Origin of the sequence: Hymenobacter sp. YIM 151858-1 (assembly GCF_025979705.1) — a bacterium.
In the GTDB taxonomy this organism is placed as follows: Bacteria; Bacteroidota; Bacteroidia; order Cytophagales; family Hymenobacteraceae; genus Solirubrum.
In genome coordinates, this window is the sequence record NZ_CP110136.1 from 3,208,519 (window position 1) to 3,221,647 (window position 13,129).

General features: G+C 58.2%; 4 protein-coding genes and 3 rRNA genes. 2 read left to right on the forward strand and 5 right to left on the reverse strand.

Going from position 1 to position 13,129, the window contains the following annotated elements:
- Window positions 1-202: 202 nt before the first annotated feature.
- Together OIS50_RS14195 and OIS50_RS14200 are read left to right on the forward strand one after the other, a co-directional pair.
- Window positions 203-2,950: a 4-alpha-glucanotransferase gene (locus tag OIS50_RS14195; protein WP_264691296.1), complete on the forward strand. Its 2,748-nt coding sequence runs from the start codon at window positions 203-205 to the stop codon at window positions 2,948-2,950.
- A 155-nt stretch (window positions 2,951-3,105) separates the two neighbouring features.
- On the forward strand, window positions 3,106-4,068 hold the full coding sequence (locus tag OIS50_RS14200) for an NAD(P)/FAD-dependent oxidoreductase (RefSeq protein WP_264691297.1): 963 nt from the start codon (window positions 3,106-3,108) through the stop codon (window positions 4,066-4,068).
- A gap of 278 nt (window positions 4,069-4,346) precedes the next feature.
- Here the strand turns inward: OIS50_RS14200 and rrf are convergent.
- The 5 genes from rrf to OIS50_RS14225 form a co-directional block, all read right to left on the reverse strand.
- Window positions 4,347-4,458 (reverse strand): 5S ribosomal RNA (gene rrf, locus OIS50_RS14205).
- Between the two features lie 99 nt (window positions 4,459-4,557).
- Window positions 4,558-7,467, reverse strand: a 23S ribosomal RNA gene (locus OIS50_RS14210).
- A 203-nt stretch (window positions 7,468-7,670) separates the two neighbouring features.
- Window positions 7,671-9,185, reverse strand: a 16S ribosomal RNA gene (locus OIS50_RS14215).
- The 16S, 23S and 5S rRNA genes sit together here, the layout of an rRNA operon.
- An 815-nt stretch (window positions 9,186-10,000) precedes the next feature.
- Window positions 10,001-11,842: an alpha-amylase family glycosyl hydrolase gene (locus tag OIS50_RS14220; protein WP_264691298.1), complete on the reverse strand. Its 1,842-nt coding sequence runs from the start codon at window positions 11,840-11,842 to the stop codon at window positions 10,001-10,003.
- A 157-nt stretch (window positions 11,843-11,999) separates the two neighbouring features.
- Window positions 12,000-13,055, reverse strand: a complete 1,056-nt coding sequence (locus OIS50_RS14225) for a UDP-glucose--hexose-1-phosphate uridylyltransferase (RefSeq protein WP_264691299.1) — start codon at window positions 13,053-13,055, stop codon at window positions 12,000-12,002.
- Window positions 13,056-13,129: the final 74 nt, after the last annotated feature.

Here is a 13,129-nt window from a genome sequence, read left to right on the forward strand (position 1 = left end):
ATTGCCCGGGAATGTTACAGCGGATGTTTGTTTAAGCACTTGCCGCAATCCGCCCGTCCTCCTTCAAGCCGCTGTTGGCCCCCTTGTGCCGCTGGTTTACCTAGGGGGCGGCTCGCGTTTATTTATCCTCGGGTTCGGGCCGTTGGTGTGCGGCCAAGCGCCTACTTCCCGCTACTTTTGTTGCGTACTTTTTTTCGTTTTTATGCGCGTTCGTTTTCGTCTTCCCTACTTTACGCAATGGGGGCAACGTATTGAAGTGCGCGGCACCGGGCCTACGCTGGGCGACTGGCGCCCCGAGCAAGCCCTGCGCCTCGATTACGACCCGGCTACCGGTTATTGGGAGAAAGAGCTGGAGGTGCCCGCCGGCACCGCTGAGCTTCGTTATAAATACCTGCTCATCGACGAGCCCAACAACGCTACCCATTGGGAGTGGGGCCCCGACCGCGTGGTGGCCCTCGGCAACGAGCCCTACGGCCGCGTAGTGCTCGATGAATTTTGGCGCGCTCCGCTGCTGGCCGAAAACGAACTGCTTACCAACGCCTTCACGCAGGCTATTTTCCGCCGGCCGGCGCAATCGCCCTGCGCTCCGGCTAAGCCCAAAGCCCGCGTAGCCGATTCGGCCGTGCGCTTTACCCTAGCGGCCCCGCGCGTATCGCCCGAGCATTGCCTTTGCATTCTAGGTTCCGATGCGTCCCTAGGTGCCTGGGACGCCCGCAAGGCCGTGGTGCTCTCGGATGCCGGGTATCCTGAATGGACGGCTGACGTGGCCCTGGAAGCCGCCGATAAGCCAGTGTTGTATAAGTACGCCATCTGGAACCCAGCCACCAAAGAAGTAGTAGCCCTCGAAGCCGGCCCCGACCGCGTACTGCCCCCGGTGTTCGGCCGCGACGTGCTGCGCTGGCGCCACGACGAGCAGTTCCGCTACGCACAGGGCCCGTGGCGCGGGGCGGGCGTAGCGCTGCCGGTGTTCTCGCTGCGTAGCAAGCAGGGCCTGGGCGTGGGCGAGTTCTCCGACCTGAAACTGCTGGTTGATTGGGCCCACGAAACCGGCCTGAAGCTGGTGCAGGTGCTGCCCATCAACGATACCACGGCCACGCACACTTGGGTCGACTCGTACCCGTACGCGGCCATTTCGGTATTTGCCCTGCACCCGCAGTACCTGCGCCTCGATGAAATTGCCGAGCTGAAAGACGCGGCCCAGCGCGAAGAGCTGAACCGCCTGCGCGACGAGCTGAACCAGCGCGAATTTGTTGATTACGAACCCGTAACGCAGGCGAAGTGGCGCTTCGTGAAGCTGCTCTACCAGCAAGAGAAAGCCGCGTTCCTGGCCGATGCGGAGTTCCAACAGTTCTTTGCCGAGCAAAATGCCTGGTTGGCGCCGTACGCGGTATTCTCGGGCCTGCGCGACCGGTTCAATACGGTTGATTTCCGCCAGTGGCCCGCCGAGTTTCAGCAGCCCGGCAATTTGCCCGAGCAGTTGCTGCAGCCCGAGCACCCCGAGTTCGATGAGTTCGGCTTGCACTTGTTCACGCAGTACCACCTCGATAAGCAGCTCCGCGCCGCCGTCGATTATGCCCGCTCGAAAGGAGTAACCCTTAAAGGCGACTTGCCCATCGGCATTTACCGCCATTCGGTAGAGGCCTGGACGCAGCCCGAGCTATACCACCTCGACCAACAAGCCGGCGCCCCGCCCGACGACTTTTCGGTAACGGGCCAGAACTGGCGTTTCCCTACTTACAACTGGGCCAAAATGGCCGAGGATGGCTATCAGTGGTGGAAACAGCGCATGAGCCACCTGGCGCGCTACTTCGATGCCCTCCGCATCGACCACATTCTTGGTTTCTTCCGCATTTGGGAAATCCCGAACCACGCCGTGGAGGGCCTCCTAGGTCACTTTTCGCCGGCCCTGCCCCTGCACCGCAATGAGATTCGCGAGCGGCTGGGCTGGTGGGACGACGCCCGCCTCACGCAGCCGTACATTCGCTGGCACATCCTGGAGGAGCTGTTCGGCGCCGCCGCCCACGCCGTGCGCGAGGAGTTTCTGGAGGATGCCGGCCACGGCGCGTTCCGTCTGAAGGAACACGTGAACACCCAACGCAAGGTGGAAGCGGTATTTGAGCAAAAGTTGGGCAGCGCATCAGGCGAACAGCGCGAACACCTGCTTACCATCCGCAACGGCCTGTACCGCTTGCTCACGGAAGTACTGTTTGTAGAAGCCGACGGTACCAACGGCGAGTTCTGGCATCCGCGCATCACCGTCGATAAATCGCGCACTTTCCGCGACCTCGACGATGCCACGCGCCACCGCATGCACGGGTTGTACATCGATTTCTTCTACCGCCGCCACGAGAACTTCTGGCGTGAGCAAGGCCTCGTGAAGCTGCCGCCAGTGCGCTACGCCACCAACATGCTTATTTGCGGCGAAGACCTAGGGATGGTACCTGCCTCCGTACCTGGCGTGATGCGCCATCTAGGCATGCTTGGCCTGAACATCCAGCGTATGCCGGCTGCAACGGGTATCGAGTTTTCGCACCCCAGCGATGCCGCCTACCTGTCTGTGGTTTCGCCTTCCTGCCACGATATGAGCACCATACGAGGCTGGTGGGAGGAAGACCACAAGCGGACGCAGCGTTTCTTTGAGCATACCCTAGGTCATTACGGCCAGCAGGCCCCTTTTTACTGTGAGCCCTGGGTTGCTCGCGAAATGGTGGTGCAACACCTGAACTCCCCGGCAATGTGGGCCATTCTGCCGCTGCAGGATTTTGTCGCCCTCGATGCTCAGCTACGCCGCCAAAACCCGCTTGACGAGCAGATAAACGTACCGGCTAACCCCGAGCATTTCTGGAAGTATCGTTTCCACATCCCGCTCGAAGAGTTAGTGCAGCAGAAGCAGTTCAATCAGCAGGTACACGAGCTGGTACAGCAAAGCGGCCGCGACGAAGCTTTTTAATTACTTCAGTAGCTCATCCTGAACGAGGGCGCCCCATTTAGGGCGCCCTCTTTTTTTGTCTCGCGCGTCAATAGCTGATAAATTCAACCAGGCTCGTCCGTAACCTATACCTACGTTTAAGAAGTATGTCGTTGTTGAGCCTCGAACCAACGACCATGCCTACTTCAACCCGACGACCTTTCAGACGCCCCACGCATATTCCACCCACTGATTATGATGTAGTCGTAGTAGGAGCAGGTTGCGCTGGCTTGAGCGCAGCTTTAGTGTTGGGCCGGTGTCGGCGGCGTGTTCTGCTGTGCGACGGAGGGAAAACCAGAAATGCACCCTCTCCTGCTGTTCATAATTTTCTATCCAGAGACGGAATAAAGCCGCAGGAGCTTCTTCGGTATGGTCATGAGCAGTTGTCGGCTTACCCAACCGTAGAGCAGCGGGAAAGCTGCGTAACACAAGCTGAACGCGACGAAGCAACCGGCACCTTCCGAATCACTCTCGATACAGGCCGCTGCGTCACGTCGCGTAAGGTCATCCTCGCAACAGGTGTGCTTGATGTACTCCCACCCATCGATGGTATGCGCGAATTATGGGGAATAGGAGTACTGCACTGCCCGTACTGCCACGGCTACGAAGTGTCCGACAAACCATTAGCTGTTTATGGCCGTGGTAAATCGGTAGCGGGCTTTGCACTATTGGTAAGCCGCTGGTCAAAGGATGTGGTGGTATGCACCGATGGCACAGCTGGGCTAGCCGACCATTCACGCCACCGCCTTAAGCGTCATGGCATCCCGGTGTATGAGCAGCCGATAAAACGATTGATAGGCAAAAAAAACGGCGAAATCCACCACATCGAGTTTACTGATGGGAGCACTATCGAACGTACAGCTCTTTTTCTTCACCCGGATCAGCAACAGCGCACCGATTTGGCGACACAGCTCGGTTGTTACCGGTTGGCACGAAGCGGAGGCATACGCGTTGACAAACGCATCCAGACATCCGTTCCTGGTGTGTACGCAGCCGGGGATACAACCCCCGCGGCCCAGCAAGCAGTGGTTGCCGCAGCTGAAGGAGTACAGGCCGGTATCAGCTGCAATGAGCAGCTAACTCGGGAAGAATGCTCATAATCCGGTTGTCTGCAACAGAATGACGGTTCTAGGCCCGGGGAAAGAAAGCTAAGCACCGTACTCAAAGGCATTATTGCTATCCAGCAATCCGATTACTAACCCAGATTACACGGAGTTTCTGCCAGCCGGGGCGCAGGCTAACGACCAGGGTGATCCAATCTAGCCTCCAGATACCTGGTCTAGGCCCTTTCATGGACCGCGTTTCGCCCGAAACGCGAACTGCCCCCCGCGGCGGTTCCTGGGCAGGAACCCGCGGGGGGCAGCGCGGAAAAGACAAGGGTTGGCGGCGACCGACTCTCCCGCCGGCGAAGGCAGTACCATGGGCGCTCCGGGGCTTAACGACTCTGTTCGGAATGGGAAGAGGTGAACACCCGGGCTAAAGCCACCATTGTCGTGAGCGGACATCCCGGCCCCCCGGTGGGGGCGGCGGGAGCCGTGAACTTGTGACGCACGGCCAGCAAACGCAGAAGGGGAAAACACGAGGCACTGGTTCGGAAGCGTTCGGTTCATTAGTACCGCTCGGCTGGCCGTTTCCGGCTTAAGACCTGCGGCCTATCGACGTGGTGATCTGCCACGGACCTTATACAACGGAATGCTCATCTTCAGGTGAGTTTCGCACTTAGATGCTTTCAGCGCTTATCTCGACCCAGCGTAGCTACCCAGCGCTGCACCTGGCGGCACAACTGGTACACCAGCGGCTGGTCCAACCCGGTCCTCTCGTACTAAGGTCAGGTCCTGTCAACATTCCAACGCCCGCCACAGATAGGGACCGAACTGTCTCACGACGTTCTGAACCCAGCTCGCGTGCCACTTTAATCGGCGAACAGCCGAACCCTTGGGACCTTCTCCAGCCCCAGGACGTGACGAGCCGACATCGAGGTGCCAAACCTCCCCGTCGATATGAGCTCTTGGGGGAGATCAGCCTGTTATCCCCGGCGTACCTTTTATCCTTTGAGCGATGGCCCTTCCATGCGGAACCACCGGATCACTATATCCGTCTTTCGACCCTGCTCGGCGTGTCGGCCTCACAGTCAAGCCCGCTTCTGCTATTGCGCTCTGCATCCGGTTACCAAGCGGATTGAGCGGACCTTTGAAAGCCTCCGATACACTTTTGGAGGCGACCACCCCAGTCAAACTACCCACCAGACACTGTTTCCCCTTCCTGGAGATTAGGCCCCAAGCAACGCAAGGGTGGTATTTCAACGTCGGCTCCCCGAGGGCTGGCGCCCCCGGCTCAACGCCTCCCACCTATGCTACACATGCGGTGCCCAGGGTCAATGTCAAGCTGTAGTAAAGGTGCACGGGGTCTTTCCGTCCCGTGGCGGGTACTCGGCATCTTCACCGAGACTACAATTTCACCGAGCTCACGGCTGAGACAGCGCCCAGATCGTTACACCATTCGTGCAGGTCGGAACTTACCCGACAAGGAATTTCGCTACCTTAGGACCGTTATAGTTACGGCCGCCGTTTACCGGGGCTTCGATTCAGACCGTCGCTTGCGCTAAGTCCCCCTCTTAACCTTCCGGCACCGGGCAGGTGTCAGGCCTTATACTTCCTCTTGCGAGTTCGCAAAGCCATGTGTTTTTGTTAAACAGTCGCCTGGGCCTTTTCACTGCGGCTTCTCCTATTGCTAGGAGGAAGCGTCCCTTCTCCCGAAGTTACAGGACCATTTTGCCGAGTTCCTTGGCCGTGATTCACTCGAGCGCCTCAGGATGCTCTCCTTGACTACCTGTGTCGGTTTGCGGTACGGGTTGTCCAGCGGTAAACGCTTAGCGGGTTTTCTTGGGAGTCTGATTAGGGCAACTATGGCCGCGCCCCGAGGGGCTTGGCCTACTATCACGTTTCGGCAAAACCGGCGTACTTCACTACCGGTCCTATACCTACGCGCTTCAACGGGCACTTCCGTCCGCCCGCGTGCCTTTCACTTCTCCGTCACCGCATCACTCCACTGAACAAGTGCTGGAATATCAACCAGCTGGCCATCGGTCATCGCCTGTCGGCTTAGCCTTAGGTCCCGACTAACCCTGCTCCGATTAGCGTTGAGCAGGAAACCTTAGTCTATCGGCGTGGGGGTTTCGCACCCCCATTATCGTTACTCATGCCTACATTTGCTTTTCCAGCCGCTCCACCACGCCTCCCGGTCGTGGCTTCGCCGCTGCTGGAATGCTCCCCTACCACTCTACCATAAGTAGAATCCATCGCTTCGGTACCGGACTTGATGCCCGCGTATTATCGATGCCCTGTCGCTCGACCAGTGAGCTGTTACGCACTCTTTAAATGAATGGCTGCTTCCAAGCCAACATCCTGGCTGTCAAGGCAACTGGACCTCCTTTGTTCAACTTAGCCCGGATTTAGGGACCTTAGCGGATGGTCTGGGTTCTTTCCCTCTCGGCCTGGGACCTTAGCACCCCAGGCCTCACTGCCGTGTATATCACCGTGGCATTCGGAGTTCGTCTGGATTCGGTAGGCTGTGACACCCCCTAGTCCAATCGGTAGCTCTACCTCCAGGTGACTCGACCACGACGCTGTACCTCAATACATTTCGGGGAGTACGAGCTATTTCTCAGTTTGATTGGCCTTTCACCCCTACCCACAGGTCATCCAAATCCTTTTCAACGGAAACTGGTTCGGGCCTCCAGTTGGTGTTACCCAACCTTCACCCTGCCCATGGGTAGATCACAAAGTTTCGCGTCTGCCCCCCCTGACTCTGCGCCCTGTTCAGACTCGCTTTCGCTGCGGCTCCGCGTCTCCAGACGCTTAACCTCGCCAGGGAGGAGCAACTCGTAGGCTCATTATGCAAAAGGCACGCCGTCACTGCACCTAGCAGCTCCGACCGCTTGTAAGCGCACGGTTTCAGGTTCTTTTCACTCCCCTATCCGGGGTTCTTTTCACCTTTCCCTCACGGTACTGGTTCACTATCGGTCTCTCGGGAGTATGTAGCCTTGCCGGATGGTGCCGGCGGATTCAGACGGGGCGTCTCCAACCCCGCCTTACTCAGGATCCCGCTAGGGCCTTTTACAATGTCGTCTACCGGACTCTCACCGTCTCTGGTACAGTTTCCCACCTGTTTCGACTACCGTAAAAAGGTCCCACGCCGCGGTCCTACAACCCCGGGCTGGCCGTAACCAACCCGGTTTGGGCTCGTCCCCGTTCGCTCGCCACTACTGGGGGAATCATTGTTATTTTCTGTTCCTGCGGGTACTTAGATGTTTCAGTTCCCCGCGTTCGCCTCCGTCCTTGCGGATTCGGATACTTGGTCTTCAACCAAGTGGGTTGCCCCATTCGGAAATCTCGGGATCAACCGGTATGTGCCCGTCCCCCAAGCTTATCGCAGCTTATCACGTCCTTCGTCGCCTCCGAGAGCCTAGGCATCCCCCGTGCGCCCTTCGTTACTTCCGTAAGTAACGGTCGTTCCCGAGTAAGCAGGGAACTGTCGTTTGCTCGTGTGATGCCCACCCGATTGCTCGGGCAGGCTTATCTTCTATGTTTGCTAGCCGTTACGTCAAAGAACGTGTACCGGGCCTGTTGCCCGGTGCAGCTGAAAGATGAAAAGACAAAAGGCGTAGCAAGCCAAGGCCAGCTCACGGATCGGATTGCTCCAGAAAGGAGGTGATCCAGCCGCACCTTCCGGTACGGCTACCTTGTTACGACTTAGCCCCAGTTACCTGTTCTACCCTAACCGGCTTCTGTGACGAGCACCGGCTTCAGGTCTACCAGACTTCCATGGCTTGACGGGCGGTGTGTACAAGGCCCGGGAACGTATTCACCGCGTCGTTGCTGATACGCGATTACTAGTGATTCCAGCTTCACGCAGTCGAGTTGCAGACTGCGATCCGAACTGAGAACGGCTTTTCGAGATTGGCTCCGCATCGCTGCGTGGCAACCCGCTGTACCGCCCATTGTAGCACGTGTGTAGCCCTAGGCGTAAGGGCCATGATGACCTGACGTCGTCCCCGCCTTCCTCGCTGCTTGCGCAGGCAGTCTGTCTAGAGTCCCCGCCTTGACGCGCTGGCAACTAAACATAGGGGTTGCGCTCGTTGCGGGACTTAACCCAACACCTCACGGCACGAGCTGACGACGGCCATGCAGCACCTTGCTTTGTGTCCCGAAGGAAAGGCCCATCTCTGGGCCGGTCACGCGCATTCTAGCCTAGGTAAGGTTCCTCGCGTATCATCGAATTAAACCACATGCTCCACCACTTGTGCGGGCCCCCGTCAATTCCTTTGAGTTTCACCGTTGCCGGCGTACTCCCCAGGTGGGATACTTAACGCTTTCGCTAAGCCGCGGACCGTCATATTGCCCACAGCGAGTATCCATCGTTTACGGCGTGGACTACCAGGGTATCTAATCCTGTTTGCTCCCCACGCTTTCGTGCCTCAGCGTCAGTACCAGCCTAGTCAGCTGCCTACGCAATCGGGGTTCTGGATGGTATCTATGCATTTCACCGCTACACCATCCATTCCGCCAACCTCGTCTGGACTCAAGCCCGGCAGTATCCATGGCAGTTCCCTCGTTGAGCGAGGGGCTTTCACCACGGACTTACCGGGCCGCCTACGCACCCTTTAAACCCAATAAATCCGGACAACGCTCGCACCCTCCGTATTACCGCGGCTGCTGGCACGGAGTTAGCCGGTGCTTATTCAACCGGTACCGTCGATTCCCCTCGCAAGGGTTTTTTCTTCCCGGTCAAAAGCCGTTTACAACCCAGAAGGCCTTCATCCGGCACGCGGCATGGCTGGGTCAGCGTTTCCGCCATTGCCCAATATTCCCTACTGCTGCCTCCCGTAGGAGTCTGGCCCGTATCTCAGTGCCAGTGTGGGGGATCGGCCTCTCAGCTCCCCTAGCCATCGTCGCCTTGGTGGGCCCTTACCCCGCCAACTAGCTAATGGCACGCAGGCTCATCTACTTCCGAAATTCTTTAACCCCTGCGCGATGCCGCGCCGTGGTCTTATGCGGTATTAATCCACCTTTCGGCGGGCTATCCCCCAGAAGTAGGCAGATTGCCTACGCGTTACGCACCCGTGCGCCACTCGGGGCATCGCTGCCCCGCGTTCGACTTGCATGTATTAGGCCTGCCGCTAGCGTTCATCCTGAGCCAGGATCAAACTCTCCATTGTAAAAAATCAGTCGCTCCGGCCGAAGCCGAAGCCGTGTCGAGTGCTGATCCGACCCGCGTATTCGAGCTGCTTGTTACGCTTGCTCGCGCCCTGCCCGAAAGCAGGGCGGTCTTACCTTTTGTCTTTCCAGTCTTTCAAAGAACGCACGCCAAAAACCTCTCGTTTTTCGCGGTGCGGCTGAGCGTCTCAGCCGGGGCTTTTCTCGTTTGCCGAGCGGCGTTTCCGTTCGGGGTGGCAAAGGTACGAGGCCTTTTTCGTTTCGCAAGCAATTCGAAGATTTTTTTTCGAACCTTCCGTTTCGCCTGCCGTAGCGGCCGCCTCCGGGTGAAGCGGGCTGCAAAGGTAAGCCACTTTTTCGCGGCCGCAAGCCCTTGGCCCAACTTTTTTTTTGGCGAAGCGCGCCGGCCCAAAACCGGTCGTTTCCCGCCGTTAGCGCCCTCTTCCGGCTGAAGGGGAGGACAAAAGTAGCAGACCGGGTGCGTTTGCGCAACCGCTACGGCAAGATTTTTGCTTGCCCGGCCTGCGCAGATGCCAACCACCCGGCGGCAGAGGGCTTAACCCCCAAGCAGTTGCCTTTGGTTCCAACCAATTTCTTCTGACGAAAAAAAATGCTGCTGGCTCCGGAATGCCCGCTCTAGAGCTTAGCCCGACCGGTAAGCTTTACTGGCACTTGGGCAAGACGTTGTGGCCAAACCAAAAGTTCACTACTTGCTATAATACACGTAACGATTTGTAAATCAGCAATAACCCCCCCCGAGGTTCCTGAAGGTAGTTTCAGGAACCTCGGGGCTTCTTTGGTACACAGGGTGTGCAGTTTATTTCTTCAGGATCAAACCGCTGAGAGGAGGTAGCTGAACCTGATCTGAATTGACGGATGTACCTTCTAACAGGTTGGTCCAGCGGCCTTTCACAGGAAGCTTAAAGGTGCGGCTGCTATTCTCCAAGTTGAATAGCACTACAATCTGTTGCTGTTTATTAAAGCGGCGGTAGGCAAGTTGCTTACCCGTGGCAGTCAGAAACTCTATATCGCCGGTGTGCAATACGGGATTATTCTGGCGCATGCGGGCAAGTTTCTGATAGAAGATATGATGCTCGGCATTGTACCCAATAGGGTCATAAGCTTTGGTGCCGGGCTGGTAGTTGTTGCGGGTTTCGGGTTCGAACTTCAGGCCTGGCCACATCAGTGGTTTACGGCAATCCGGGTCATCGGCCCCCCACATGCCGAGCTCGTCGCCGTTCCAGATGTGCGGTGCACCTATGTTGGTGAATTGGTGCATGAGGTAAAGACGCACCCGCTTATAGGTATCGGCGTCGGGTTTGCCGGTTTTGTAACTGGCGTTGTCGCGGGGCGTAGCCTGGTACTTGTACTTGGCAGGGTTGTAGAAGTCGGTGAGAAGGCGTGGGGTATCGTGCGTGGCCGATACGTTCATCATGGCGTAGCGGTAGGGCTTAGCCAAGCGGCCCCACTCTGCCTGCAACTCGGCCACAAACTGCTTGGCGTCGATGCCCTCGGTTACGTTGGCGAAGAAGTTACGCGCCGGCCGGTAGATCTGATAGAACATTACGGCGTCGAATACATCACCGCTGACGTAGGGCACGGGGTTCATGAGCTTATCGGGCCACTCTTCCCACCAAATTTCGCCTACCAAATAGGCGTCGGGCTTGATGCCTTTTATATAGGTGCGGTAGTCGCGCCAGAAACCCATGGGTATTTGGTCGGCCACGTCGAGGCGGTAGCCATCGATGCCTTTGCCCAGGTTGCCATCGGGCGCAAGCCAGCGTTTGGAAACGGCATATATATGCTGCTTGGCTCCTTCGCTGAGGTTGCCTTCGTAGGGTTGCCCCGACTTACGTTCCGTAGTAAGGTTCACCTTCCGGATTTCGGGCAGGCTGGCGAGGTTGGCCCAGCCTTGGTAAGCAAACTCGTTGGCGGGCGTGTTGGGGTTGTCGAAGGAGGTAATCTGATACCACTCGGAGAAAGGGGAAGCCTTTTGTTTTTTCAGGATGTCCTGCCAAGCCCAAAACCCTACGCCCGTGTGGTTCCAGGAGTAATCGAGCACCACGCGCATGTTGCGGCGGTGCGCCTCTTCCACGAGTTTCAGAAATAGCTTATCGGCCGAGGTCCACTTCCAGGTGCTCGGGTCGGCGGGGTTTTCGCTGGCAATAATGCGTTGGTCGCCGGCGGGGTCGGGCCCAAAGGTTACATCTATATGATGGTAGTTGCGGGCATCGTACTTGTGGAGCGACGGCGCATCGTTCAGCGGGTTGAAGTACAGGGCTGATACGCCTAGGTCGCGCAAGTAATCCAGTTTGTTGATTACCCCCTGCAAGTCGCCGCCGTAGCGGCGCAGGCCTAGCTCATCGCCCCACGAGAGGTTGGCTTGCTTGGCCCAGGGCTCGGGCTCGTACCAGTTGTGCGACCAAGGCGTGATGCGCCAGCCCGCCGGCGCCTCGAAAGCTGGCCGCATGGTTTGGGGTGTAGGGTCGTTTTTGGGGTCGCCGTTGCTGAAGCGCTCCACAAAAATCTGGTACCACACCACATCCTTGGCCCAGTTGGGCGGCTGGTTATGGCTTGCGGCAGTATTCTGGGCCAGGCCCATATGCGAACAAGCCATGGCAGCACCTAGGATAAGTAAACCAAAGCGGGAAGAGGGCATAGCAAGCGGCAAGAGGTTTTGAGCGCCGCTAGTATAAGCTATTCAGCAGCAATGGCCCTCGTTCGGCGGCGGCACCGCTTTGTAAAACAAGCACGGGCAGCATGTTGCCGCCCGTGATGCCTATCTAATATATACTATAGTGTTCTGAGCCCAAAGCTCAGCCCTGGCTTGCCGACTTGTAGTGCACCTCCGAGAGGCTGCGCAGCTTATCGGCGCTGAACTCGGGCGTAATATCGCGCTGCGGGTTGCCCAGCATTTCGTAGCCTACCATAAACTTGCGCACCGTAGCCGAGCGCAGCAGCGGCGGATAGAAGTGCATGTGCAGATGCCACTCCGGGTGCTCGTGCCCATCGGTGGGGCGCTGGTGCAGCCCGGCCGAGTACGGAAAGGAGATATTAAATAGGTTGTCGTAGCGGATGGTGAGGCGGCGAATGGCATCGGCCAAAGCATCGCGCTCGTCGGGGGTTAGTTGCGCAATGTCCTGCACGGGGCGGCGGGCCACCAGCATGGTTTCGAAAGGCCATACGGCCCAAAACGGCACCAGCACCACAAAATGCTCGTTTTCGAGCACCACGCGCTCTTGCTTTTCCAGCTCCAGCCCTAGGTAGTCGGCCAGTAGGGTGCGGCCGTGCTGCTGGTAATAGGCCAGTTGCTGCACGGTTTCCTTAGCGGGCTCCGAGGGCACGGTGCGCTGCGCCCAGATCTGGCCGTGCGGGTGTGGGTTCGAGCAGCCCATCATCTGACCTTTGTTCTCGAAAATCTGCACGTAGTTGATGTCGGGCTGCGCACCTAGGGTTTTAAACTCGTCAACCCACAAATCGACCACCTTCCGGATATCGGGCACCGTCATTTCGGGCAGCGTGAGGTCGTGGCGGGGCGAAAAGCAAATGACGCGCCCCACACCCGACTCGGCTTCGGCCCGCAGCAAGCCGCCTTCGTCGATTGAGCCGGCAGGCGTATCGGGCAGCAAGGCCGCGAAATCGTTGTCGAACACGAAGGTGTTGGGATAGGCGGGGTTCACGGCGCCGTTGGCGCGGGTGTTGCCGGGGCAGAGGTAGCAGCCGGGGTCGTAGGCCGGGCGCTGCTCGGCATCGGGCGTTTCTTGCTGGCCCTGCCACGGGCGCTTGGAACGGTGGGGCGACACCAATACCCACTCGCCGGTGAGGGCGTTGAAGCGGCGGTGCGGGTGCTCGGTACTATCGAAGGCAGCCATGGGGAGCAATAACAATGAGCAATGATGAATCATCAGCGAGCAGGGCGCTGGCAAGCCCCTTGCCCGAAGCCGGT